Source organism: Nocardia sp. CA-151230, assembly GCF_050942175.1.
Classification (GTDB): domain Bacteria; phylum Actinomycetota; class Actinomycetes; order Mycobacteriales; family Mycobacteriaceae; genus Nocardia.
Window position 1 is genome coordinate 5,763,064 of sequence record NZ_CP192061.1, and the last position, 23,328, is coordinate 5,786,391.

The following is a 23,328-nucleotide window of genomic DNA, read 5'->3' on the forward strand; positions in this document are numbered from 1 at the left end:
CTTCTCTCTACCGAGGAATGTCGATGGCCACATGGGCGGCGCCGTCACCGGGGAACACCGTGGTCAGCAGGTCCACGATCGAGCCGGCGTCGACGCGCAGCGGTTTGATCACGCTGGTCGCGGGTTTCAGGACGGTGGCGATATGGCTCAGGTCGGGCCCGATCAGCCGCAGATAGTCATTGATCTTGGTGACCAGCGGCCCGATCGGATCGTCGTAGATCTTCTCGCCGATGTCGGAGTAGTTCTGGAAGGCGGCGATGATGTGCAGCAGCTCCGGCAGCGCGGTGTCGATGTCCCCGGCGGCCGCGCTCAGGGTGGGGGCGCGCCCGTCGAACTTGTCGCCGAGGTTCTGCACGTTCGCGTACAGCCGTGCGATGGCATCGCGCTTGTCCCGCAACAGGTTCGCGGTGCCCACCAGCGCCTTGGTCAGGTTGGCGACATCGGCGTCGCGGCCCTCGAATCCGGCGGCGACCGTGGTGGCCAGGTTCTGCAGCTTGGCCGGATCCAGTTGCGCGGTCAGCGCGTCCAGCTCGGCGAGCGCGTCACCGACCGTGGTCGCGATCTTGACCTGCCGATTCGGCACCACGCTGCCGTCGTGCAGGAACGGCCCCTGGGTGCCGCTCGGTCGGAAGTCGAGGAACTGCTCCCCCGCCGCCGACAGGTTGGCGATCTGCACCACGCTGTCCACGGGAATCCGGTATTTCGAGTCGTATTCGAGGGTGACGGCCAATCCGCGTCCGGTGGCGCCGATATCGCGAACCTTGCCGATGGGCAGGCCGCGCAGCGTCACCTCGGAGGTCTTCATCAGGCCGCCGGAACTGTCCAGCAGCACGGTGACGGTGTTGTGCCGGCGGCGCGGGTCCAGGTTCAGCACGCCGACGGCCATGTAGCTGCCGCAGACCAGGGTGAGCACCAGCAGCATGACCAGCGAAACCGGTCCGGAGACTGAGAGTTTCATCTAGGGCACCATCCCGATCGAGCGCAGTGTGGTGATCAGCTGGTCGGCCTGCACATCGGCGGACACTCGCTGCACCTTCACATCCGGGGCGCTGAGGAAGGGAATGATCTTCTCCTTCAGCAGGGTATGGAAGATGTCGAGATCGGCCGCCAGGGTCAGGTCGGCGTATCCGGCCGTGACCGCGGTCGGCGCGAGGATCGATACGATCGACCGGAAGTCGCCGACGTGCGGCAGCAGCAGGTCGCCGGCGTTCTTGGCCAGCGGGCCGCCGCTGATGATCAGGTTGACCACCGCCAGCAGCACATCCGACAATCCGGCGGCCCGGTCCGGCCCGAGCGTGAGGATCTGGTCCACCGCCCCGCGGCCGGATTCCAGCTTGGCGGTGATCTGCTGGGCGGAGGTGAGGATGCGATTCAGATCGTCCGTGTGCGAGGCCATGTCGTGCAGTGCCGCGCGGCCCGCAGCATTGATCCGGTCCAGCTCGGCCGGATCCGACGGGAACGCCGCGTTCACGTCGGTGACCAGCTTCTGGATATCGGACCAGCGTCCACCGGTGATGATGTTGGACAGTGCCCGCAGAATGTCCTCCACATTCGTGGCGGGAATGGTCTGCGACATCGGGATCACATCGCCGTTGGCGAGGAACGAGGTGTCCGCGTGCTGGGGCGCTTCCAGCGCGATGTGGATGTCGCCCAGAATCGTGGACTGCCGCAATTCCGCGGTCGTGTTCTTCGGCAGTCTGGCACCGGAATGCAGTTTCACCGTCGCCACCGCGGTGGTGCCGATCAGATCGATGTGATCGAGCATGCCGACCTCGACGCCGTCGGCGATCACCTTGGCCCGGTCCGGCAGGTTCAGCACCGAGCCGAATTCGATTCGCACGGTGTAGGTGTCGCCGGAGGGATAGGTCCCCGGAATCGGGATGTCGGTGGCCTTCACCCCGCAGCCGGTCAGAACCAGGGTGGCCGCCGTGATGAGCGGCGCCAGCCGGATCGCGGTGCGTCTCAGGACCGGTGCGCGCCTCATTTCGCACCCACCTGCGGGAGTTGCGCGGCCAGTGGCGGCAGGGCGGCCAGCAGCGAATTGATATCGCCCTCGTGCTGCTGGACGAAGGTGTGCGCCTGCGGCAGTACCGCATCCAGCAGGCCGTAGATCTGCTGATCGTATTTGCCCACATTGCGGGCGATCACCGGCAGGAACTCCACTGCGATATCCACCGCGCCGGAGAATTCGGCCGAGAACTGCCCGATCAGCTGGAGCCCGGCGCGCAGATTGTCCAGCACCTCGGCCATATCCGGCCAGTTGGTCACGAACATGGTGGTGAGCTGGTCCAGATTGTCGACCAGCCGCCGGAAGACGGCATCCTTCTGGGTGGGATCGCCGATCACCGCGGACAGCCGCTGCAGCAATTGATTCCACTGCTGCCCGGTGCCGTCGATGGCATTGTTCGCCGCGGTGAGGGTGTCGTCGAGCAGCGTGTCGGGTTTGCCGCCGGTACTGCCGCCCCCGGTCAGGTCACCAGCGAGTTTGCCCATGGCGTCGAGCGCCTCGCTGATGCCGATCGGCGTCCTGGTCCGCTCCAGCGGAATGCATCGCGAGGTGTCGAATCGGGTGCCGCCGGTGTACGGCTTGGTGAGCTCCACATGCCGGTCCGTCACAATGGAACTCGACATGGTGACGGCCTGGATATCGGCCGGGAGTTTCACCGAATCCTCGAGGCTCATGGTGACCCGCATGCGGTCGCCCATGGCCTCGATCTTGGCGACGGTACCGACCTCGACACCGAGCATGGTCACGCTATTGCCCTGGTACAGGCCGACGGTGTCGGTGAATTCCGCGCACACGCTCTGTTTCGGATCGCGTGTCGAATTCGCCCACGACACCCCGGCCACCGCGGCGGCCACCACCGCGACGGCGACCCCGGCGGCGAGTGCTGCTCTGCCCCATTTCATTCAGCACGCCTTGCCTTCGTAGGGAATGCACAGCTGGACTCCGGCGGCCGGCTGATCCACCTTCAGCTGAGTGCCCAGCATCCCGTTGAGCCGGTTGATGACATCGCGCATCCCGTTGATGACGGTGTCGATCCGATCCGGGTCCGCGGTCACTTTGGAGACCAGCTGCTCGAATTGCGTCACCGACGGCTCGATGCTGTCGCCGTAGGCCATGATCGGCCGGTGCAGGATGACCAGCAGCCTTTTGAGCAGGTTGAACATGCCCACGATGTCGTCCTTGCGATTGCCCAGCTGGTCGGCCACGGCGCCCAGCTGCTTCACGAAATCCGCGAGCAGCGCCTTGTCGTCGGCGATGGCGGCGATGTACTCGTCCGACACATCGAGCGCGCTGTTGAGCTGGCCGGTGCGCTCGGCGAGCAGCCCGGTCAGCTCATTCGCATTGCCGATGACCCCGCGCAGCGCGTCGGGCTGTTGCGCCAGCGCCGAATTCAGCTGCCCGATGGTGCCTCGCATGGTGGCGGCGTCGACCTTTCCGAAGATGGGGGTGCCCTTGTCGAGAATGTCGCTCAGCTCGAACGGGGTGGCGGTTCGCTCCGGCGGAATGTGCTTCCCGGCGAGCTCCTTGTCCCCGGCCGGGGACAGCGCCAGGTAGTGGCCGCCGATCGGGGTCAGCATCTTGACCTCGACCGCGGACCGATCCCCGACGCGCACATCGTGATTCACCGTGAAGCTGACCTCGACATGGTCGCCGACCAGGTCCACGGCGCGGATCTTGCCGACATTGATGCCGGCCACCCGCACCTCGTCCCCCGAGCGCGCACCACCGGAGATCTTGAAGTCGGCCACATAGGTGCGCTGCCCGAACGGGATCACATACAGCGCCCCGGCGATGGCCAGCGCGATCACGCACACCACGACACCGGCAATCCCCCAGCGCAATTGGGTGTTCTGGTCCCCGCGCCCGGTGAGCACGTCCCGAATCAGCTCGCCGGCATAGGCGATGAGTGCTCTCATCAGTTGCACACCACCAGTTTCTGGTTGGACAGGATGACACCGACCACGGCCGGAAGCGCGGCCTCACCGTGCGAGCACGTGATGCGCGGCTGGTATCCCCGACCCGGCACCGATTGGTTCAGCCCGGTCACCAATTGCGGTGTGAGAGCGAGGATCTGGGTGAGCCGATCAGCCTGCGGCACCAGCCTCCGCAGCAGCCCGTCGACCGGTCCGTAGGCGGTGTCGTAGGCGTCGCGACCCTCTTCCAGGATCGGAACCATCGGCCCCAGTACGCCTTTCGCGGTGTCGACCGCGCTCAGCATGGTCTGGGTCTTGGCCGTGAACTGGTGCAGGATGCCAGAGAGCTGCTGCACCAGATCGCCCACCGCCTTGGATTTGCCGCCGAGGGAATCGGCGACCATCCCGAGATTCCGGATGAGCAGCACGATCACGGCCTCGCTGTTGCGGGCGTGCTTGGTGAGTGTGTCCAGATCCGCCAGCACCGGCCCGATACCCGAGCCGTCGCCCTGGATGACTCGCAGCAGGTTGGTGCCGAACTGGTTCAGTTGCGCCGGATCCAAGGTGTCGAACATCGGCTTGAAGCCGTTGAACAGCTTGGACACATCGAAGCTCGGGATCGTCCGCTCCACTGGAATCGTCGCCCCGGCGGCAAGTTTCGCTCCGCCCAGTCCCTCGGTGAGCAGCTCGACGTACCGCTGTCCGATGAGGTTCTGATAGCGCACCGCGGCCTTGGTGTTGTCGTACACCGGCCGCGTCCGATCCACCGTGAAGTGGACGCGGGCCTGAGTGCCGTCCAGCGATACCGACTCCACCTTGCCGACGGCGACGCCGGACATGCGCACCGAGTCGCCGGCGAAAAGCCCGGAGACATCGGTGAACACGGCATCGTAGGCGACCTTGTCACCGGGAATCGGGGTGCGCAGCGCCGTCACGATGAAGGTGGTGCAGGCCGCCACGACCACCAGGAAGACGGTGAGCTTGAGGGCCGATTTGGTGATGTCGCTCATTTCGCCCCTCTCGCCAGCGAATCCGCCAGGTACGGCATGGTTTTCGCGATCAGCTCGAGCTGTAGCCGGACCCGGCCGTCCACCACCGGGAAGGCGCCGTCCATGGCCTGCAGCAGATTCGGCACGCGGTTGTAGGCCGGGGCCACCGACCCCACCGACACGCTGATCGGCACGGCCAGGTCCAGAATGCTGTCGAGGATCTTCTCCAGATCCGGGTTGTTCTGCTGCAGCAGGTTCGAAAGCCCCACCAGCACTGCGTCGTTCACACCATTGGTGGACCTGTTGGTGCGCGCCTTGTTCTCCGGATCTCCGAAGTAGGCGCTCTGCTCGAGCACGGCCAGGATGGCGTGCCCGGCCGACGGTGTCAGGTCCCGGAACGCCCCGGTCATGTCCCCACCGATGCGCAGGTAGTGGGCCAGGGTGTTCTGCTGACCGTCGGCCAGCAGCTTCGCGGTCGCGAAGAACGACCGCAGTACCGGGCCCATGCTCGAGGCATTGTCGAGCAGGAGGTCGAACAGCCGGTGCACCGCCGCCGAATCCAGCACCTGGGTCAGGCGCGCGGCGCGCCGGAAGACCCCGGCCACGGTGGCATTGGTGGCGTTCGCCCCGATCTGCAGCACCGTGTGCTCGCGCAGCTTCCTGCCGTCGGTGCCCGGCACCAATTCGATGGCACTGGAACCGAACACGTTCGACGAGGTGAAGCGTGCGCTGACGTCGTCGGTGAGGGCGTCGGCCTGGCGGCGCTCGATCGCGAGATCGATGCGCTGATGCCCGTAGCCCACGGTCTCGACCTTCTCGACGGTGCCGATGGCGTAGCCGCGGAACTTCACCTCCGCGCCCGGGGCCAGGCCCTCACCCAGCGTCGCGGCATCGACGGTTACCTCGAACCGGTCCGAGAAGCCGCCCCGCGCATAGGAACTGACGACAATCGTCACAGTGACGAGCACGATGGCGACCACCAGACCACGCGCCCGCAACATCCAGGGACCGGCGCTACGGCCGGAATAGTCCTTGAACACGGCCATGTTTCACCCCGAGATCCGGATGCCGACATCCAGGCCCCAGATCACGATCGTGAGGATCATGTCCAGGATGACCACCAGCACCAGGCTGGCGCGAATGGCGCGGCCCGAGGCCCGGCCCACGCCCTCCGGGCCACCCGAGGCGTAAAAGCCCTGGTAGCCGTGGATGAGAATGATGACGACCACGAAGATCGTCGCCTTGACCAGCGAGGCCAGCACATCGCCGGGCTGCAGGAAGGCGTCGAAATAGTGGTAGTAGGTGCCCGAGGACTGCCCGTGCAGCACGTTCACCACGGTCGCGCACGACAGGTACGACAGGATCAGTGTGAGCAGGTGCAGCGGCACGATGGTGATCACGCCCGCGATCACGCGGGTGGTCACCACGAAGGGCATGGGCCGGATGCCGATGGCCTCCAGCGCATCGATCTCCTCGGAGATGCGCATGGCCCCGATCTCGGCCGTCATGCGGCAACCCGCCTGGGCCGCGAAGCCGATGGCCGCCACCATGGGCGCCATCTCGCGGGTGTTGGCGTAGGCGGAGACGAACCCGGTGAGCGGGCCCATGCCGACCATGTTCAGCGCGGTGAAACCCTCCACCCCGATGGAGCCGCCGACCGCGATGCCCAGGAACGCCAGCACTGCGACGGTGCCGCCGCCGACGATGATCGCCCCGGAGCCCCAGGTGATGTCGGACAGGATGAGCATGGTCTGGCGCCGGTAGATCCGCAGCGTGTGCGGGATGGCGGCGAGCACCTCGTAGACGAAAGTCGCCTGGTGGCCCAGGGATTCGAAGACGGACACGGGCGCCTGCGCGCTCGCGCCGATGATCCGGCCCGCCGTCCCGAGCGGCGCGTATCTGGCTGGTACCTGTGTCATCAGCCCACCTGCGTCGGGATGAACATCGAAACCAGCTGGGTGATCACCAGATTCACGCCGAAGGCGGCGATCACGCCGATCACCACCGCGGCGTTCACGGCATTGGCCACCCCGCGCGGGCCGGCTGTGGCCTCGAGTCCGCGCTGAGAGGACACCACCAGCACGATCACCCCGAAGACGATCGACTTCGCGATGGCCACCCACAGGTCGGTCAGCTTGGCGAAGGCCGCGAACGCGGACAGGTAGGAGCCGGGCGTCACGCCCTGGAAACCGACGGCGATCACATAGCCGGTGAACACGCCCATGAAGATGATCAGCATGCACAGCAGCGGGGTGAGCGCGATCATGGCCGCAAGCCGCGGCGCGACCAGCCGCCGCACCGGGTCGATTCCCATGACGCGCAAGGCATCCACTTCGTCGCGGATGGTGCGCGCACCCAGATCCGAGGCGATGGCCGACCCGGCCGCGCCGCCCAGCAGCAGCGCGGTCACCATGGGCGCGCCCTGCCGGATCACGCCCAGGCCGCCGGCCGCGCCGGACACCGAACTCGCGCCCACCTGCTGGGTCAGGCTCCCCACCTGCACCGCCACGATGACGCCGAACGGAACCGACACCAGCACAGCGGGAATCGCCGTCACGCTGACGATGAACCAGCCCTGCTGTAGCGTGTCACGCCACGGATGGCGCAGTGTGACGATGTCGACGACCAGGAACCGGAATGCCGCGATCGCCAGCTGAATGGTGCGTCCGAATGTCCGCAGTCCCGAGAGAACGAATTCGATTGCCTGCCGTACCAACGGTTCCGGCCCCCGAACAGCCTTGTCGACCAATGTTCACCACCCCACAGCCCCACTGTTGGTCGATGCCGACCGGCCCCTCTGCTGACCGGCTCGAACTGACCGAGACAGTAATACAGATTTCGGACTGACGTGTCAGTCTTCACGGAAATACTCGCGGTCTTGACAGGGGCCTACCGGCCGGGGAATGATACGCGCGCCGCGCGAATAGCATGTCCTACCAGCAGATTTCAGCAATGAATCGGCAAATGCGAAATGCCGCTGGACCATTCGACTGGTCCAGCGGCATTTCGGATTTTGCGGGCTGTTAGCTCAACTGCGGGCGCATGCCCTCATGACTGTCCGGACAGTGCGACCGCCTCGGCCAGCGGGCGGGATTCGTTCACGCAGGCACCGGGATCCAACACCGCACCCCGGCCGATCAGTTCCTTTGCCGACCGGAACTCCGCCGGGCGGGCAATGGCCACCGCACCGGTCGCGCGGCCCTCGCGCAGCGCCAGCACCGTCGCATCCCCGGCCTCGACCCGGCCCCGCACCACCAGCTCGTCACCGGCGTGGATCGCGCCCGCGAACTGCACGTTCCGGCCATACTGCATCGACCAGCCCCAGGGGACCTCGGCGGGCGCGGCGGGCAATCCGAGCATCGATCGGGCCGCCGCCGCACCCTGGGACTGGGCGCTGTTCCAATGCTCGTCGCGCCGATACCCACCCGACACGGGATCGAATCGGGTCACGGCGTCACCGGCCGCGTAAACCCCGGGCGCGGACGTCCGATAGTGCTCGTCCACCCGAATCCCGTCACCCACCGCCAGTCCGGCGGCCTCGGCGAGCCGAGTGTCCGGGACAGATCCGATCGCCACCAGCATCGCGGCCGCGGTCCAGGTGCTGTCATCGGCGGCCACGGCGACCACCTCGGCACCGTCCTGGGCGAGATGGCTCAGCCGGACGTCGGTGTGGATCGCAACCCCGTTGTCCGCGTGCAGCTTCCGGAGGTAGTCGCCGATCGACCGTGGCGCGACGCGTTCCAGCGGCACGGCCGCCGCGTCCAGCACGGTGACCTCCGCACCCAGCCCCCGTGCGGTTGCCGCGACTTCGCAGCCGATCAGCCCGGCCCCGACGATCAGCAGCGATCCGCCCTGTGCGATCACCTCCCGCAGGACCTCCGCATCCGCCCGGCCGCGCAGCGTGTGGATCCGCTCGCCCGTGCCGGGAGGCCGTCCCCCGATCTCGACACCCCTGCGGTCGAGATCGGGGGAGACCGGCGTGGCGGCCATCGACAATGCGCGCGGCCGGGCGCCGGTGGCCAGCAGGAGGGCGTCGTAGCCGATCGCCGTGCCGTCGGCCGGCCACACCAGCGCCTGGCCCGGGTCGATGGATTCGACCGTGGTGCCGGGACGCAGATCGATCTGGTGGGTGTGCCAGAAGTCGGTGGGCTGCAACAGGGTCCGGCGGTCCTCGACGGTTCCGGCAAGGAGCTCCTTCGACACCATGGGGCGCCGGTACGGGTGGCCGGGTTCCGCCCCGAGCAGCACGATCTCGCCGGTGTAGCCCTCGGAGCGCAGGGTGCGGGCGGCGGTGGCACCCGCGACGCCCGCGCCCACGATGACGATGCGGCCGCTCACGCGCGGCTGACCTCGACCATCTCGAAATCGCTCTTGGCGGCGCCGCAGTCCGGGCAGGACCAGTCGTCGGGGATGTCGTCCCAGCGGGTGCCGGCGACGATGCCGTCCTCGGGCCAGCCCAGGGCCTCGTCGTATTCGAAGCCGCACTGCAGGCAGCGGAAGAGTTTGAAGTCGGTGTTCATGAATGGTGTCCTGTCGGGGTGGAAGTGGGTTCGAAATCGACCTTTTCGCGCACCCCGCAGTCGGGGCAGCACCAGTCGTCGGGGACGGCGGACCAGGGGGTGCCGGCCGGGAAGCCTTCCCGTGGCGCGCCTTTCGCCTCGTCGTAGACGTAATCGCAGACCGGGCAACGGTAGGACGACATCACGCCACCCCGTACTTCGCCAGTACGCGCGCACGCTTGCGGGGCTGGATGTTCACCTTGGTGATGTCGCCCGAATAGTGGTCGAGCACCCGGTGATCCATCACCCGCCGCCACAGTGGCGGGAAGTAAGCCAGCGAGATCATGCTGGCGTAGCCGCTGGGCAGGTTCGGCGCGCCGTCCATACTGCGCAGCGTCTGATAGCGGCGGGTGGGGTTCGCGTGATGATCGCTGTGCCGCTGCAGGTGGTACAGGAAGATATTCGTGACGATGTGGTCGGAGTTCCAGCTGTGCTCCGGGGTGCACCGCTCGTAGCGGCCGCTGGCGGTCTTCTGACGCATGAGGCCGTAGTGCTCGAGGTAGTTGACCGTCTCGAGCAGGGTGAAACCGTAGATCGCCTGGATCACCAGCCAGGGCAGCACCGCCGGGCCGAAGACCGCGGCCAGCACGCCCCACAGCACCACCGACATCAGCCAGGCATTGAGCACGTCGTTGCGAATCGTCCACGGGCGCTTGCCCAGTCGCTCCAGTCGCTTGGCCTCCAGCTCCCACGACGAGCGCAGGCTGCCCCACACACTGCGCGGCAGGAAGCCCCAGAAGGTCTCGGCGAAGCGGGCGCTGGCCGGATCCTCGGGCGTGGCCACCCGCACGTGATGGCCGCGGTTGTGCTCGATGTAGAAGTGGCCGTAGAAGGTCTGGGCGAGCGTGATCTTCGACAGCCAGCGCTCCAATTCGTCCTTCTTGTGGCCGAGTTCGTGCGCGGTATTGATGCCGACGCCGCCCATGACACCCATGCTCAGCGCCAGGCCGATCTTGGAGACCACACCGAGGCCGCCGTCGATGCCCAGCCAGGACAGGTCACCGGCGGTCCACAGGTAGCAGGCGACGGTGAGGCTCAGCAGCTGGAAGGGAATGTAGGTGTAGACGCAGTACCGGTAGTACCTGTCGTTCTCCAGGTACTCCATCACCTCGTCGGGCGGGTTCTGGCCGTCCGGGCCGAAGAAGCGGTCCAGCACCGGCAGCAGCCCGTACACCAGCAGCGGGCCGATCCACCACCAGACCGGGGCGACGACCGACCAGCCGAGCTCGTTGAACGCCCACACCAGCACCATCGCCACGAACAGGGCGGTCGGGGGTACGAGACCGAACAACCACAGATACCGCTTGCGGTCACGCCACTGAGGGCGGGCCGAAGCCTCCGACTCACGAGACGTCGTCATTGCCGTACTCCTTGCGTTTACACTTTCCGAAGAACTGTATTCATTAGATACACTGTGATCCAGTCTGTCAACGACGGGACGAAAGTTGAGCTCATGTACCATCGGGACGTGGTTGAAGCGCCGAACTTCCAGACAGAGATGCGGCAGTTGCTGCGTGAGCGGATCATCGACGCGGGCCGGCGCATAGTCATCACCGAGGGCTGGGGTGCGGTGAACATGTCGCGGCTGGCCAAAGAGGTCGGGGTGAGCCGGCCGGTGCTCTACAAGGAATTCGCCAACAAGCATGAGCTGGCCGAAGTGGTGATCCAGCAGGAGGTCGACATCTTCCTGGTCGGCATCGCCGAGAGCCTGGCCGCGCATCCCGCGGACGTGGCGGCCGGTATGACGCAGGCGGTCGACTACACGCTGCGGACGGGCGCCGACAACACCCTGCTCAAGGCGGTGCTGGCCGGACGGTCGGAGACCGACACCGCCCTGCTGCCGGTGCTGATGACCGAGACCGAACCGGTGCTGGGCCGCGCGATCACCGCGGTATCGGGCGCCCTGCGCACGCAGTACGGGCTCGACGACATGAGCGACACCGAACTGACCTCGATGTCGGAGGTCCTGGTCCGGCTTGCCCTGAGTCATCTGTTCCAGCCGACGGGCCCGATCGACCGGGCCGTCGGGCAGATCCATCGGGTCATCGTCGGCGCCTTCGGCGCGGCGCTGGAATAGGCTGCCGCGCAGGCGGATCGGGCTATCTCTTCACATCGAGACCGAATCAGGTCAGGCGCGCGGCGAGCCTGCTGGCGTTCATGTGGGCGATGGCCTCGATGCTGACCATCGGGTTCACGCCGGAGGCGGTCGGGAAGCAGGAGCCGTCGGCCACCACGATATTCGGGACGTCCCAGGTGACACCGTCGGGATTGGTGGCCGAATCCGCGGGCGAGCCGCCCATGCGGGCCGAGCCCATGATGTGCAGCGCGCCCATCGAGCAGCGGCCCGGCGCGTATCCGGCCGCGGCGGCCCGCACGGCGAACTCCTCGTGCGTGCCGTTCGCGCCGGGCTCGTAGCCGACGCCGGCCTGATGACCGGAGAAGATCCGCTCGGCTCCGGCCGCCTCCAGAATGCGGGCGGCATTGACGATTCCGGTGTGCATGTGGGCGGCGTCGCGGGCGGAGATGCGGTAGCGCACCACCGCCTCACCCGCGCGGTCGGTCTCGACCGAGCCGTGGTCGCGGTCGCGGGTGATCACGCCGACGGCGACGGTATTGGCGAGTTTCAGCATGCGGTCGCGGTGGGTGGCCGCACCGGTCCAGGCCTGGAAGCCGACCGACATCCCCGGGGTCATCGGGCCGGTCTCGTAGATGACGCCGTAGCCGTTCCCGTCGAGGTCACGGTCCTGCTTGGAGTAGCGTGTCTGCATGCCGCCCTCCCAGGGGCGGATATCCTCGTCGAAGACCCCGAAAACCGCTGTGGCCGGGTGCAATCGGAGGAAGTCGCCGATATTGCGGTTGCCCAGGCCGGAGCGGCGCAGCAGGGCGGGGGTCTGGATGGCCCCGGCGGCGACCACCACCGCGCGGGCCCGCACCCAGACCGAACGACCCTCGGCCGTCACGGCTTCCACGCCGGTGGCGCTGCCATTGGCGACCACGATGCGCCGGACGTCGGTGCCGACGAACAGGCGCGCGCCCGCCTCGGCCGCGTCCGCCAGCCAGGTCTTGACCACCGACTGCTTCGCACCGATGCGGCAGCCGAAACCACAACGCCCGCATTCGATTCCGGCATCACAATTGGTCACATTGCGGGGCAGCGGCTCGACGTGCCAGTCCAGCTTGCGCAGGCCCCGCTCGAGAATCTCGTCGCGGTGCGAGGCGGGCGAGTGATCCATGTTCACGCCGAGGCGCGACACCACGGCATCGAGGGAGCCGGTGTACTCCTGCTCCGCGAATTGCCGCGCGCCCAGCCCGGCCCACTCGTCGCGGACATCGTCCGGGGTGCGGAAGGACGTGGTCCAGTTGACCATCGTGCCACCGCCCAGCGCGCTGCCCGCGACCAGCCCGAGCTGGCCTTCGGCGGTGGCGGCCGGGCCGGGGGCGTAGAGCTTCAGGAAGCCTTCCTTCTCCCCGATGCCGAAATCCGGATCGTCGTAGTACTCACCGCGTTCCAGCACCACCACCTCGAGCCCGGCCCGGGCCAGCACCGCCGCGGCCGTGCCGCCGCCCGCGCCCGACCCGATCACCACCACATCGCACACGACGGTGGTGTCCGCATCCGGACGCTGCGGGCTGAGCCCGCGCTGCGCGCCCTCGACCGGCCCGAAGGCGGGCGGAATACCGATCCGATCCCACACCGGATTGATCCCGGTGGGTCCGGGCGTCAAGTAATAGGAGGTGACCGCCGCCCCCTTCAATGCCTGGAACAGCGCCCGCTTCTGTTCGAGCCGCGAATTGGCCATTCCCAGCAACCAGCGCTCCCGGTCCTCGGTGCTCAGCCGCGAGAACTTCCGCCAGCCCGCGCCGTTGAGCAACCCGAAAAGACGTGAATCCCAGACGCGCATCAGCAGTTCGAACTGCCGCCGCTCCGCGTCCCGCGGATTGCGCCCGAGTAGTTCGGTGACGGTATCGACCACCCCCAGCGCGGAGGCCGCCGGCAGGTCACCCCCGTCCCCCGGCGCAAAGCTGTCACACACCATTCCGAGTACGGCACGCCGCGCCGCGTCTGAAGCCATGCCGCCATCATGCGCCACACCCCCGCCGCTGTCCCGGCAAATGCGGCACACCGCCCTCACTTGTATCGCCGGAATCCGGTTACCCTCGAATCGCCCCATCCCGTCCGAACCGGTCAGGACCACGCATGACACTCGACCAGAACTGGGATCGCATCCGCGACACCGTATCCCGCGCCGGACACTGCGCGATCGCCTCGGTGAATGCGGACGGTTCGCCGAATGTCACGCCGATCGGCACGGTCTTCCTGGGCGACACCGCGACCGGGTTCTATTTCGACCAGTACACCGAGGCGCTGGCCCGCAATCTGGACGCCGATTCCCGGGTGTGCGTGCTGGCCGTGGACAGCAGACCGCTCTTCTGGTTCCGGGCCCTGCTGACGGCGCGCTTCCCGGCCCCGCCCGGGGTCCGGCTCTACGGCACGGTGGGCGCGAAACGCCCCGCCACCGACGAGGAACTGCGGCAGGTCCGGAATCGGGTGCGAATTCCCGTGCGCCTCAAAGGCGGCCAACTGCTGTGGTCGGATTTCAGCCACGTCCGGGATCTCACCTTCACCGACTTCCGACCGGTTCGGTACCCACACATGATGTCTCATCTCTGGTCGTAGTGGGGGCCGAGCGGGTCCGCGGGGGTTGGCACGATTCGACACTTCTCTGCAGTCGTCGGGCGTGCGAAAGTTGCTCGGCGAGTAGTGCGGATACCGACTCCGTGAGGTGAGGGCATGATGATCGCGTTGTGGGTGGCGCTGCCTTACGCCGCCATCCTGTCGTGCGCGGTCGGACATGTCTGGCGGTATCGGCGCGACGGGTTCCGCGGGTATCTGTATGGGCCGCACCTCGATCGAGCGCAGCGGGCCGGGATCGCGGCGGTGCGCGCCGGCTTGCCGGTCGTGTTCGTGGTGCGGGTCGTGGAAATGCTTGCGTCCGGGCCGCATTCGCGACCCGGACACGGTATCCAGCTGGTGCTGGCGGCCATTCAGATCGTGGCCGTGCCGGTGACCATCGCGGGGGTGGCGCTCATCCTGGTTCCGCCGCTGATCGACGCCGATGTCCGGCAGCGGGTGACCCCGGTGGACCGCATCACGCTGCCGCTGCTGGCGGCGGCGCTCATGTCGGCCGTGCTGGTGACTTTCGACGGCGGGTCCACCGACAGCCGATACCGCACCGCCGAAACGCTTTTCACCTGGGCGCGCTCGCTGATCGCCCTGCACCCGGATCCGGCGGTCATGGACCACGCCCCGATCCTGTACCAGGCGCGCGGGCTCATCGTGGTGCTGATCATCGCGGTCTGGCCCTACACCCGCCTGGCCGGCATCCTCACCGTCCCCGTGGTGCGCGTCGTCCGCCAGGTCGCCGCCGCCCCCTATCGGTCCGCGCCAACGGCCTGACCATCCCGGGACCGCGATTTCCGGGAGGTTGCTCCCGTTCCCGACGACCGCGCCACCAGCGTGATCAACGACTGGCCCGCCTTCGTCGCCGCCTGCGAATCCGTCATCGCCACCGAGAACACCGCCTGGATGGCCGAGTGGTCCGAACAGGACAGCGCCCGTTGAGAATCGGCCCGCGCCGTCGGTGCGATCTGCCCGGCCCGCGAACCCCGGGCCGCTAGAGTCGGGCTCGACACGGTTTGCCGGTCCCGACCCACGCCCGAGGGAGCCACCGTCATGCACGATGACCGCCGGTTGATCGAAGACAGGCTCGGGCGGGTGCTCGACCGCATCGTCCCCGCCGTGTATCCGGAGTCGGTGCCGCTGCGGGCGTCGATCTGGGCGGCGCCGGGCGAACCGGTGCCGGTCGCCGAGGGGTTGGCCGCGCCCCGGACTCCGACCGGGCCGGGCGCCCGCTGGGGTGCGCCGTGGGGCACCAGCTGGCTCACCGTCGAGGGGACGGTGCCGCCGAGCTGGGCCGGCCGGACCGTCGAGGCGATCATCGATCTCGGGTTCGACCAGGGCATGACCGGATTTCAGTGCGAGGGTCTGGTGTATCGCGCCGACGGGACGCCGGTGAAGGGACTGCATCCGCGGAATCGGTGGGTGCGTGTGGCGGCCCCCGCGGCCGGAGGCGAGCAGGTGCTCCTGCATGTGGAGGCGGCATCCAATCCGGTCATCCCGTTCTTCGGGCCGACCGCGCTCGGCGATCGGGAAACCGCCGGGACCGAGCCCCAATACCGTTTGGGCCGCATGGATCTCGCGGTGTTCGACGAGGAGGTCTGGCAGCTGGTGCAGGACCTCGAGGTGCTCGGGGAACTCATGCACGAGATGCCGGAGGATCCCGCGCGGCGCTACGACATCGTGCGGGCCATCGAGCGCGCACTCGACGCCATCGACCTCCAGCACGTGAACGCGGGCGCGAGCGCCGCCCGCGCCCGCCTGGCCGACGTGCTGGCCCAGCCCGCCATCCCCTCGGCACACCGCATCTCCGCGGTCGGGCACGCGCACATCGACACGGCCTGGCTGTGGCCGCTGCGCGAGACGGTGCGCAAGGTCGCGCGGACCACCGCCTCCATGACCGCCCTGCTCGACGACGACCCCGACTTCATCTTCACCATGTCCCAAGCGGCGCAATACGACTTCCTCAAACAGCATCGTCCCGAGATCTACGCGCGGGTCAAGGCGGCGGTGGCCGAGGGGCGGTTCGTACCGGCCGGCGGCATGTGGGTGGAGTCGGACACGAACATGCCGGGCTCCGAGGCCATGGCGCGGCAGTTCGTGCACGGCAAACGGTTCTTCCTCGCGGAGTTCGGCATCGAGAACGAGGAGGCCTGGCTGCCCGACACCTTCGGCTTCGCGGCCGGACTGCCACAGATCATCAAGGCAGCCGGTTCCAGATGGCTGCTGACACAGAAGATCTCGTGGAGCCAGACCAACCAGTTCCCGCACCACACCTTCCTGTGGGAGGGCATCGACGGGACCCGCATCTTCACCCACTTCCCGCCCGTCGACACCTACAACTGCTCGATGCAGGGCCGCGAAATCGCCCATGCGGCGCGAAATTTCAAGGAGAAGGGGCGGGCGACCCGATCGCTCGCACCGACCGGGTGGGGTGACGGCGGTGGCGGAACCACCCGCGAGATGGTCGCCAAGGCCGCCCGTATGCGCGATCTCGAGGGCGCGCCCACGGTGCGGTGGGACCGGCCCGCCGACTTCTTCGCGGCGGCAGAGGCCGAATACCCGAACCCGGCGGTGTGGGTGGGCGAGCTGTACCTGGAGCTGCATCGCGCGACCCTGACCAGCCAGGCCAGGACCAAGCAGGGCAATCGACGCAGTGAGCATCTGCTGCGCGAGGCCGAACTGTGGGCCGCCACCGCGGCCGTGCGAACCGGGTTCGAGTACCCGGCCGCCGAGCTGGACCGGCTCTGGAAAACCGTGCTGCTGCACCAGTTCCACGACATTCTGCCGGGCTCCTCGATCGCGTGGGTGCATCGGGAGGCCGAGCGCACCTACACCGAGGTCGCCGCCGAGCTGTCGGCGATCATCGAACGCGCACAGTGGGCCCTCGGCGGTGAACGGTCCGGGCCGAACGTCTTCAATCCGGCGCCGCACGCCTGGCGCGGGATTCCCGCCGGTGGTGCGGCGGCCGAGGAGCCGGGCCGGGACTGCACTGTGGCCGAGCGGACCGGCGGCGGGTTCGTACTGGCGAACGACCTGGTGCGGGCCGAGGTGGACGCGCGCGGACTGCTGGTGTCGCTGTACGACATCGAGCACGACCGCGAGACCCTGCCGCCCGGTGCGACGGCGAATCTGCTGCAGCTGCACCAGGATTACCCCAACTCATGGGACGCCTGGGACGTCGATCGCTTCTACCGCAACAGCGTCACCGACCTGGCCGGCATCGACTTCCTTGCGGCGGAGACGGATTCACCGGCATCGGCCGTGATTCGCCTCGGGCGGTCCTTCGGGTCCTCGACCGTCGAGCAGACCCTGACCGTGCGATCGCACGACCCGGCCCTGGAGATCGCCACCTCCGTCGACTGGCACGAGACGGAGAAATTCCTCAAACTCGCTTTCCCCCTGGATATTCACGCCGACCGCTATGCGTCCGAAACCCAATTCGGTCATTTCTTCCGACCTACCCACACCAACACCAGCTGGGAGTACGCCAAGTTCGAGGCGTGCAATCACCGCTTCATCCACCTGGCGGAACCCGGCTGGGGCGTGGCCCTGGTCAACGACTCCACCTACGGCCACGACCTCACCCGTACGGTCCGGCCGGACGGGGGCGCCACCGTCACCGTGCGCGCCTCCCTGCTGCGCGCCCCTCGGTTCCCCGACCCCCATACCGACCAGGGCACCCACCATTTCCGGCACGCCCTGGTCCCGGGCGCCTCGATCACCGATGCGGTCCGGGCGGGATACCGAATCAACCTGCCGCCCTTCACACCCGGCGTCGCCGAGCCGGTCGCCCCGCTGGTCACCATCGACAACGACGATGTGGTGACCAGCGCGGTCAAACTCGCCGACGACGGATCCGGCGATGTGATCGTGCGCGTCTACGAGGCGGGCGGCGGCCGCGCCTCGGCGCTGCTGACCCCCGAGTTCGCGACCACCGGCTACCACTGCTGCGACCTGCTGGAGCGACCACTGCCGGGCGAGACGACCGCGACACCGGAGGGCCGGGGAATTCGATTGCGACTGCGGCCTTTTCAGCTGGTGACTCTCCGCTTCCGCCGCCGGTGACGCCATTCTCGTTCGCTCCGTTGACGTCAGCCCGGATACCCCGCGCAACCGACCATTACTCGACGGTGCACTGAACTCCGAAAACCCGTGTCCCACAGCGGACATGATCTATTCAGATCGACCGCACATAATTGAATCGCCGACCACTCTGATCGAGCGAACTGAAATTCCCGACCACGGTCCCGGGCCCCGGGCAGATGAAGGCCGTACTCTTCACCATCGCCGTCTGATTGCCCGGCCGCGCGACATCCTCGCCACTGTCGGTCAGACGTAGAGTGGCCGAGAATCCACCGGACGGAATGACCGTGTAGATGCCCTCACCGTTCCCGAGCCCGGCACTGCGGAACGCGATGCCGCCCGTGCCGTCGAAACTCAGCACATTCGTCGTGTCCTCCGCCGCGGTGAATTCACCGCGATAGTCCCCGAGGCTCGCCCCGCACGATCCCGCGGCGACGCCGGAGGGCGCAGTGGCGGTCAGTGCTGCGGAAAGGGCCAGCGTGAGCGCTCCCGCGACGGCAATCCTCGAACCCGGCCCAGCGGTCATTCGGCTTCCTCCCGGTCGGACAACCCGGGTAGTGAACAATAGAATCGGGCAAATCTCCCGCAGACACGCCAGTTCGTGATCGAAACGTGCGCCGGCACAGCCCATAAACCGATAGTCTGAAAACGATCTATTCCGACCGATCAGTCTTTTTGCGGCGCAGCCGAATTCACAATCCTGAACACATGATCAGCAGGTCGGCGACATTCCGAGGCGACGTAGCCTCCCACGAATTGCATTGACCTGGTTGTACCGTCGCATTCCATGACACGAAAGAAAGCCATCGGCCTGCTCGTGAGCGCATTCGTTTGTGCAGCCGTATTCACCATGAACCCCTCTGCGGCGTGGGGTTCGGGTGACATCGGGACGCCCGATCCCGGAGCAGGGGCTCCCCACTCCTCGGCTCCCGCCGGCAATGTCCCGGCGGCACCTGCGCCGGAAAGGATCGTTCCGGTCCCGCCACCCGCCGGTGGATTCCTCTGCCCGACTGCCTGACACATTCCCGCGTCAGTCCATCCGTCCACTCCCGCTCGCCTCGTGCCGTAGCCACGCGAAAGGCTTCCGCCACGCGAGAAAGGCTTCCGGCACGAGCGGCTTCGGCCCCGGGGAATGCAGCCGCCGAGATCGAATCCGGCCGCAATCGCCCGATCAGGCCGCAATCGCCGAGGAGAGCTGCCGCAATGCGAGCTGCGGATCAGCGACATCCACGACCAGGCGGGTGATCTCCGACCCCGCCAGATCGATCAGCACGCCCTGACCGTCGAAACGCGTATCCCAGAACTCTTTCCGGCCCTTGCCCCGGAAGATGCCGACGGCGATCACGCCCGGGAAGAACGTGCCCGGCGCCCGCACCCACGGCGGGCGCAGATCCACCGGCGCGGGCGCGAGGGCGGTGACCTGCGACAGATCGAAGCTCACGTGATCGCGCAGCGCGAGCAGCCGGTGAGCGCCGGTGACCCGCACCGTCACAGTGGTTCCGGTGACCTCGAATTCGACCATTCCGCACCTCACGCGCTCGCCCGACACTGTTTCCGTCATCCACAGTGCCGGGCGATGCTGGTCGTAGCCTGAGCGTTTCCTGGCTCTTCTCTCAGGCTTTCTCACCGCGGCCGTACGCTGTCCCGGCCGGCCCTCACGCCTTTCCGGTCAGCTCCACGACCATGCGCTCCGCCTGCGCCCGCGCCTCCGCGCGCACCTCTTTCACCTCGGCCCTGCTCAGCCGCGGGAACGGCTGCTGCCCGGCGCGCGCCCGGGCCACCGACGCGGCCCGCACACTCTGCTCGGCCCGGGTCCGGGCCTGGTCCAGTCGACCGGCGATCATCTCGGCGAGGACGTTGTTGTTCGACATCGTTGTTCTCCTTGTTCCGCTGCCGGATCTGGTGTTTCCGGCTACGAGAAGAACAATGACGCCCGCCGCTGACGAGCCACCGACAGTGCGCTGACCAGCCCGCGGGGCCGCTGTCAGTCGGCGGGGAGGGTGACGCCGTCCTCGGCGGCCTTGGCGGCCACCTCCGCGGGGAAGATATTGCGGAACAGGTACAGGTCGCGGCCGAGCTTCCAGCCGGGAGCCAGGGCCACCGCGTAGCGCTCGAAGTAGCCGAGCTGCTTGCCCATCATGACCAGCTGCTGCGGGCCGGACGCGCCGCGGCGCTTGCCGAATTCCAGCAGGCGGGCCGAGACCACGCCGAGGTCGAGCTTGTCGAGGCTGCCGGAGAGCACCGGGCCCAGGGCCACGGCGAGCTGGCGGCCGATGGTGGCGTCGTCACCGCTGTCGTCGGCGACCAGATCCAGCGCGCGCAGAGCACGGGCCACCGGACGGAAGTCGTTGTCGATGGAGCTGGCGTAGAACAGGGCGCGCACGAACTCACGCCACTCGGACTCCATCCGGCCGACGATGCCGAAATCGAGCATGGCGACCCGGCCGTCGTCGAGCAGCCACAGGTTGCCGGCGTGCACGTCACCGTGGAAAAGACCGTGCACCGCAACCGACTCCATCCACGCCTTCACCAGGCGGCGGATCAGCAGTTCCGGCTCGGGGTGCGCCGCGCGGATATCGTCGAAGCGGTCCAGGGGCATGCCGCGCATGCGTTCCATGCACAGCACCCGGGGTGCGCAGTACTCCCAATACACCTCGGGCACGGCCACATTGGCGTTGTCGCCGAAGGCCGTCAGATGGTCGCGGGCGCGGGTCTGGTTGTCGGCCTCGATGAGGAAGTTCAGCTCGGCGACGGTCGCCTCGTACAGATCCCGCACCACCGCTTGGGCATTGGCGACGCGGGCGTTCTCCGACCGCTTCTCCAGCGTGCGGGCCAGCCGCATGGCGGCGCGCAGATCCACGATCATGCGCCGGGCGATCTCGGGGCGCTGCACCTTCACCACCGCGGGCCGCCCATCGGCCAGCACACACGCGTGCACCTGCGCGATGGAGGCCGCCGACAGCGGCTCGTCGTCGAACTCCCGGAACAGCTCCGCGATCGGCTTCCCCAGATCGGCCTCGACGATGGCGCGCGCGCCCGCGGCCGGGAAGGGCGGGACGTCGTCGAGGCAGCGCAGACAGGCATCGGCCAGCTCGCGCGGGAACGCGCCCGGCGAGGACGCGATGAGCTGGCCCAGCTTCACGAACATCGGGCCGAGCGTCTCGAAGCCGTTCACCAGGCCCTCGGCCGCGGCGCGCTTGCGCTTGGCGGGACGCAGGCCGTGGCGCAGCACATTGTTCACGACCGAGCCGCCCAGTACCGCACCGACCACGACGGTCCGCCGCCACTCCGAGAACCCGAAGGTGTCGAGGTCGGGCCGGATCACCTCGGGCGTCCCCGCTCGCACAGTCATAGGTGAGGTCACGCGCCGCAGTGTATCGCTGACCTTGCTAACACCGCGGCATAGGTTACCGACACGTTCAGTAGTTTCGGGTCCGCACCGCACGGTACCGTGGGCGGTCGAGTCGTGATCCGGCTCGGCACGGGCGCGATCGGGCCCACCCAACATCGGCGGAAAGGCAAGACCGAGGTAATGACGGGTACAGCGGAGAAGCTGGCAGAACTGCGCAAGCTCCTGGAGATCGCCGAAGAACCCACCGGTGAGAAGGGCATCCAGAAGCGGCTTGTCAAAGGCGTCGCCAGCGCCCGAGAACGCGTCACGATGCTGCTGGACCCGGGCAGCTTCGTCGAGCTGGGCGCGCTCATGCGCTCGCCCGGTCAGCCGAATGCCCTCTACGGCGACGGCGTGGTCACGGGGCGCGGCACCGTCGACGGTCGCCCGGTCGTGGTGATCTCCCACGACTCCGGAGTGCAGGGCGGCTCGGTCGGCGAGACCTTCGGCCGCCGCGTCCGGATCGCCATGGAGTTCGCGTACAACAACGCGTGCCCCGTGGTCGTGATCAACGACTCCGGCGGCGCGCGCATTCAGGAGGGCGTCACGGCGCTGGCCTGGTATGCCACCATGTGCCGGCTGCAGGAGGACCTGTCCGGCTACGTGCCGATGGTCGCGGTCATGTTCGGCAAGTGCGCGGCCGGTTCGGTGTACGGGCCGGTGAACATGGACGTGCTGGTCGCCACCGACGACTCGTACATGTTCGTGACCGGGCCCGAGGTCATCAAGGGCATCACCGGCGAGGAGATCTCCGCCGAGGAGCTGGGCGGCGCTGCCGTCCAGGCCCGCAACGGACTGCTGCACCACGTGGCCAGGACCGAGGCCGAAGCCCTGCAGTGGGCGCGCGAGTACCTGAGCTATCTGCCGAGCAGCTGCCTCGAGCAGCCGCCGGTCGTCAACCCCGGCCTGGAGCCCGAGCTCACCGACTCCGATCGCGAATTGGACCGGATCATCCCGGATTCCGATCGCCAGGGTTACGACATGCACGAGGTGCTGCTGCGCATCTTCGACGACGGCGGGTTCCTCGAAATCGGCGAGGCCGCCGCGCAGAACCTCATCACCGGATTCGCCCGCGTGGACGGCCGGCCGGTCGGTGTCATCGCCAATCAGCCGATGGTGCTGGGCGGTGCGTTGGACGCGGCATGCTCGGACAAGGGCGCGTACTTCATCCGGCTGTGCGACGCCTTCAACATCCCGCTCGTCTACGTGGTCGACACCCCCGGCGTGCTGCCGGGTCTCGAGGAGGAGCGCAACGGCGTCATCAAGCGCGGCGGCCGTATGTTCCGCGCGCTCATCGAGGCCACGGTTCCGATCGTCACCATCGTGACCCGCAAGGCCTACGGCGGCGGGTACGCGGTCATGGGCTGCAAGCAGCTCGGCGTCGACATCAACCTGGCGTGGCCCACCGCCCGCATCGCGGTCATCGGCGCGGACGGCATGGTCACCGTCACCGGTAAGAAGACCCTCGCCGCCACCCCGCCCGAGCAGCGCGAGGCCGTGCGCCAGCAGATGGTGGATTTCTACAACGCGCTCATCGACAACCCGTGGGTGGCGGCCGAGCGCGGCTACATCGACGCGGTCATCGAGCCGTCGGCCACCCGTCTCGAGATCCGCAAGGCACTGCGCCTGCTGCGCGAGAAGAACGCCGTCCGCAAGCACAACCCGCGCAAGCACAACCTGTTCCCGATCTGAGAACCGTTGCCC

At 67.8% G+C, this 23,328-nt stretch carries 22 protein-coding genes; 5 read left to right on the forward strand and 17 right to left on the reverse strand.

The annotated features are described in order from the left end of the window. Positions 1-7 precede the first annotated feature (7 nt). The 12 genes from ACQP1O_RS27355 to ACQP1O_RS27410 all read right to left on the reverse strand — a co-directional run bounded on the left by ACQP1O_RS27355 (position 8) and on the right by ACQP1O_RS27410 (position 10,829). The gene (locus tag ACQP1O_RS27355; RefSeq protein ID WP_433561307.1) at positions 8-958 is read right to left on the reverse strand and encodes an MlaD family protein; all 951 of its coding nucleotides are present in this window, start codon (positions 956-958) and stop codon (positions 8-10) included. Continuing rightward, a complete protein-coding gene (locus tag ACQP1O_RS27360) occupies positions 959-1,984 on the reverse strand; it encodes an MlaD family protein (RefSeq protein WP_433561308.1) in 1,026 nt (341 codons plus the stop codon). After that, positions 1,981-2,910 (reverse strand): MCE family protein, encoded by a 930-nt coding sequence (locus ACQP1O_RS27365; protein WP_433561309.1) that lies wholly within the window; start codon positions 2,908-2,910, stop codon positions 1,981-1,983. Before ACQP1O_RS27365 ends, ACQP1O_RS27360 begins: the two co-directional genes overlap by 4 nt. After that, positions 2,911-3,924 (reverse strand): MlaD family protein, encoded by a 1,014-nt coding sequence (locus ACQP1O_RS27370; protein ID WP_433561310.1) that lies wholly within the window; start codon positions 3,922-3,924, stop codon positions 2,911-2,913. Then, complete coding sequence (locus ACQP1O_RS27375) at positions 3,924-4,931, reverse strand: MCE family protein (RefSeq protein WP_433561311.1); 1,008 nt, start codon at positions 4,929-4,931, stop codon at positions 3,924-3,926. Before ACQP1O_RS27375 ends, ACQP1O_RS27370 begins: the two co-directional genes overlap by 1 nt. After that, entirely contained in the window at positions 4,928-5,956 is a 1,029-nt protein-coding gene (locus tag ACQP1O_RS27380) for an MlaD family protein (RefSeq protein ID WP_433561312.1), read from the reverse strand. Before ACQP1O_RS27380 ends, ACQP1O_RS27375 begins: the two co-directional genes overlap by 4 nt. A gap of 3 nt (positions 5,957-5,959) precedes the next feature. Then, positions 5,960-6,829 carry an MlaE family ABC transporter permease gene (locus ACQP1O_RS27385; protein ID WP_433561313.1) on the reverse strand — a complete coding sequence of 290 codons (870 nt, stop codon included), beginning with the start codon at positions 6,827-6,829 and terminating at the stop codon, positions 5,960-5,962. Then, positions 6,829-7,659, reverse strand: a complete 831-nt coding sequence (locus ACQP1O_RS27390) for an MlaE family ABC transporter permease (protein ID WP_433561314.1) — start codon at positions 7,657-7,659, stop codon at positions 6,829-6,831. The genes ACQP1O_RS27385 and ACQP1O_RS27390 overlap by 1 nt, the downstream gene beginning before the upstream one ends. 299 nt (positions 7,660-7,958) lie before the next feature. Next, positions 7,959-9,248: an NAD(P)/FAD-dependent oxidoreductase gene (locus ACQP1O_RS27395; protein ID WP_433561315.1), complete on the reverse strand. Its 1,290-nt coding sequence runs from the start codon at positions 9,246-9,248 to the stop codon at positions 7,959-7,961. After that, positions 9,245-9,430 carry a rubredoxin gene (locus tag ACQP1O_RS27400; protein WP_433561316.1) on the reverse strand — a complete coding sequence of 62 codons (186 nt, stop codon included), beginning with the start codon at positions 9,428-9,430 and terminating at the stop codon, positions 9,245-9,247. Before ACQP1O_RS27400 ends, ACQP1O_RS27395 begins: the two co-directional genes overlap by 4 nt. After that, on the reverse strand, positions 9,427-9,612 hold the full coding sequence (locus tag ACQP1O_RS27405; RefSeq protein ID WP_433561317.1) for a rubredoxin: 186 nt from the start codon (positions 9,610-9,612) through the stop codon (positions 9,427-9,429). Before ACQP1O_RS27405 ends, ACQP1O_RS27400 begins: the two co-directional genes overlap by 4 nt. After that, the gene (locus ACQP1O_RS27410; protein WP_433561318.1) at positions 9,612-10,829 is read right to left on the reverse strand and encodes an alkane 1-monooxygenase; all 1,218 of its coding nucleotides are present in this window, start codon (positions 10,827-10,829) and stop codon (positions 9,612-9,614) included. Before ACQP1O_RS27410 ends, ACQP1O_RS27405 begins: the two co-directional genes overlap by 1 nt. A 108-nt stretch (positions 10,830-10,937) precedes the next feature. Between ACQP1O_RS27410 and ACQP1O_RS27415 the strand changes: the two genes are divergently transcribed. Further along, entirely contained in the window at positions 10,938-11,546 is a 609-nt protein-coding gene (locus tag ACQP1O_RS27415) for a TetR family transcriptional regulator (RefSeq protein ID WP_433561319.1), read from the forward strand. Between the two features lie 46 nt (positions 11,547-11,592). On the opposite strand, the gene ACQP1O_RS27420 is transcribed toward ACQP1O_RS27415, so the two are convergent. Then, positions 11,593-13,542 carry a GMC family oxidoreductase gene (locus ACQP1O_RS27420; RefSeq protein WP_433561320.1) on the reverse strand — a complete coding sequence of 650 codons (1,950 nt, stop codon included), beginning with the start codon at positions 13,540-13,542 and terminating at the stop codon, positions 11,593-11,595. Between the two features lie 125 nt (positions 13,543-13,667). On the opposite strand from ACQP1O_RS27420, the gene ACQP1O_RS27425 reads away from it, so the two are divergent. The 3 genes from ACQP1O_RS27425 to ACQP1O_RS27435 all read left to right on the forward strand — a co-directional run bounded on the left by ACQP1O_RS27425 (position 13,668) and on the right by ACQP1O_RS27435 (position 18,215). Next, positions 13,668-14,147 (forward strand): pyridoxamine 5'-phosphate oxidase family protein, encoded by a 480-nt coding sequence (locus ACQP1O_RS27425; RefSeq protein WP_433561321.1) that lies wholly within the window; start codon positions 13,668-13,670, stop codon positions 14,145-14,147. Between the two features lie 114 nt (positions 14,148-14,261). Then, positions 14,262-14,927, forward strand: a complete 666-nt coding sequence (locus tag ACQP1O_RS27430; protein WP_433561322.1) for a respiratory nitrate reductase subunit gamma — start codon at positions 14,262-14,264, stop codon at positions 14,925-14,927. Between the two features lie 276 nt (positions 14,928-15,203). Then, positions 15,204-18,215 (forward strand): alpha-mannosidase, encoded by a 3,012-nt coding sequence (locus tag ACQP1O_RS27435; protein ID WP_433561323.1) that lies wholly within the window; start codon positions 15,204-15,206, stop codon positions 18,213-18,215. A 112-nt stretch (positions 18,216-18,327) separates the two neighbouring features. Here the strand turns inward: ACQP1O_RS27435 and ACQP1O_RS27440 are convergent, their stop codons facing one another. The 4 genes from ACQP1O_RS27440 to ACQP1O_RS27455 form a co-directional block, all read right to left on the reverse strand. Next, positions 18,328-18,759: a hypothetical protein gene (locus ACQP1O_RS27440; RefSeq protein ID WP_433561324.1), complete on the reverse strand. Its 432-nt coding sequence runs from the start codon at positions 18,757-18,759 to the stop codon at positions 18,328-18,330. 645 nt (positions 18,760-19,404) lie between these two features. Further along, positions 19,405-19,755 carry a hypothetical protein gene (locus ACQP1O_RS27445; RefSeq protein ID WP_433561325.1) on the reverse strand — a complete coding sequence of 117 codons (351 nt, stop codon included), beginning with the start codon at positions 19,753-19,755 and terminating at the stop codon, positions 19,405-19,407. A gap of 133 nt (positions 19,756-19,888) precedes the next feature. Continuing rightward, positions 19,889-20,104 (reverse strand): hypothetical protein, encoded by a 216-nt coding sequence (locus ACQP1O_RS27450; RefSeq protein ID WP_433561326.1) that lies wholly within the window; start codon positions 20,102-20,104, stop codon positions 19,889-19,891. Positions 20,105-20,217: 113 nt separating this feature from the next. After that, a complete protein-coding gene (locus ACQP1O_RS27455) occupies positions 20,218-21,585 on the reverse strand; it encodes an ABC1 kinase family protein (RefSeq protein WP_433567816.1) in 1,368 nt (455 codons plus the stop codon). Positions 21,586-21,765: 180 nt separating this feature from the next. Here ACQP1O_RS27455 and ACQP1O_RS27460 point away from each other — a divergent pair, with 180 nt between their 5' ends. Then, positions 21,766-23,316 (forward strand): acyl-CoA carboxylase subunit beta, encoded by a 1,551-nt coding sequence (locus ACQP1O_RS27460; protein WP_433561327.1) that lies wholly within the window; start codon positions 21,766-21,768, stop codon positions 23,314-23,316. Positions 23,317-23,328 lie beyond the last annotated feature (12 nt).

What these genes read in the sequence shown, in the direction of transcription:
- ACQP1O_RS27365 (WP_433561309.1), bottom strand. Translation starts at nt 2,910, where the DNA reads ATGAAATGGGGCAGAGCAGCACTCGCCGCCGGGGTCGCCGTCGCGGTG.
- ACQP1O_RS27460 (WP_433561327.1), top strand. Translation starts at nt 21,766, where the DNA reads ATGACGGGTACAGCGGAGAAGCTGGCAGAACTGCGCAAGCTCCTGGAG.
- ACQP1O_RS27360 (WP_433561308.1), bottom strand. Translation starts at nt 1,984, where the DNA reads ATGAGGCGCGCACCGGTCCTGAGACGCACCGCGATCCGGCTGGCGCCG.
- ACQP1O_RS27380 (WP_433561312.1), bottom strand. Translation starts at nt 5,956, where the DNA reads ATGGCCGTGTTCAAGGACTATTCCGGCCGTAGCGCCGGTCCCTGGATG.
- ACQP1O_RS27410 (WP_433561318.1), bottom strand. Translation starts at nt 10,829, where the DNA reads ATGACGACGTCTCGTGAGTCGGAGGCTTCGGCCCGCCCTCAGTGGCGT.
- ACQP1O_RS27385 (WP_433561313.1), bottom strand. Translation starts at nt 6,829, where the DNA reads ATGACACAGGTACCAGCCAGATACGCGCCGCTCGGGACGGCGGGCCGG.
- ACQP1O_RS27425 (WP_433561321.1), top strand. Translation starts at nt 13,668, where the DNA reads ATGACACTCGACCAGAACTGGGATCGCATCCGCGACACCGTATCCCGC.
- ACQP1O_RS27375 (WP_433561311.1), bottom strand. Translation starts at nt 4,931, where the DNA reads ATGAGCGACATCACCAAATCGGCCCTCAAGCTCACCGTCTTCCTGGTG.
- ACQP1O_RS27420 (WP_433561320.1), bottom strand. Translation starts at nt 13,542, where the DNA reads ATGGCTTCAGACGCGGCGCGGCGTGCCGTACTCGGAATGGTGTGTGAC.
- ACQP1O_RS27455 (WP_433567816.1), bottom strand. Translation starts at nt 21,585, where the DNA reads ATGACTGTGCGAGCGGGGACGCCCGAGGTGATCCGGCCCGACCTCGAC.
- ACQP1O_RS27445 (WP_433561325.1), bottom strand. Translation starts at nt 19,755, where the DNA reads ATGGTCGAATTCGAGGTCACCGGAACCACTGTGACGGTGCGGGTCACC.
- ACQP1O_RS27355 (WP_433561307.1), bottom strand. Translation starts at nt 958, where the DNA reads ATGAAACTCTCAGTCTCCGGACCGGTTTCGCTGGTCATGCTGCTGGTG.
- ACQP1O_RS27370 (WP_433561310.1), bottom strand. Translation starts at nt 3,924, where the DNA reads ATGAGAGCACTCATCGCCTATGCCGGCGAGCTGATTCGGGACGTGCTC.
- ACQP1O_RS27440 (WP_433561324.1), bottom strand. Translation starts at nt 18,759, where the DNA reads ATGACCGCTGGGCCGGGTTCGAGGATTGCCGTCGCGGGAGCGCTCACG.
- ACQP1O_RS27430 (WP_433561322.1), top strand. Translation starts at nt 14,262, where the DNA reads ATGATGATCGCGTTGTGGGTGGCGCTGCCTTACGCCGCCATCCTGTCG.
- ACQP1O_RS27435 (WP_433561323.1), top strand. Translation starts at nt 15,204, where the DNA reads ATGCACGATGACCGCCGGTTGATCGAAGACAGGCTCGGGCGGGTGCTC.
- ACQP1O_RS27405 (WP_433561317.1), bottom strand. Translation starts at nt 9,612, where the DNA reads ATGTCGTCCTACCGTTGCCCGGTCTGCGATTACGTCTACGACGAGGCG.
- ACQP1O_RS27450 (WP_433561326.1), bottom strand. Translation starts at nt 20,104, where the DNA reads ATGTCGAACAACAACGTCCTCGCCGAGATGATCGCCGGTCGACTGGAC.
- ACQP1O_RS27400 (WP_433561316.1), bottom strand. Translation starts at nt 9,430, where the DNA reads ATGAACACCGACTTCAAACTCTTCCGCTGCCTGCAGTGCGGCTTCGAA.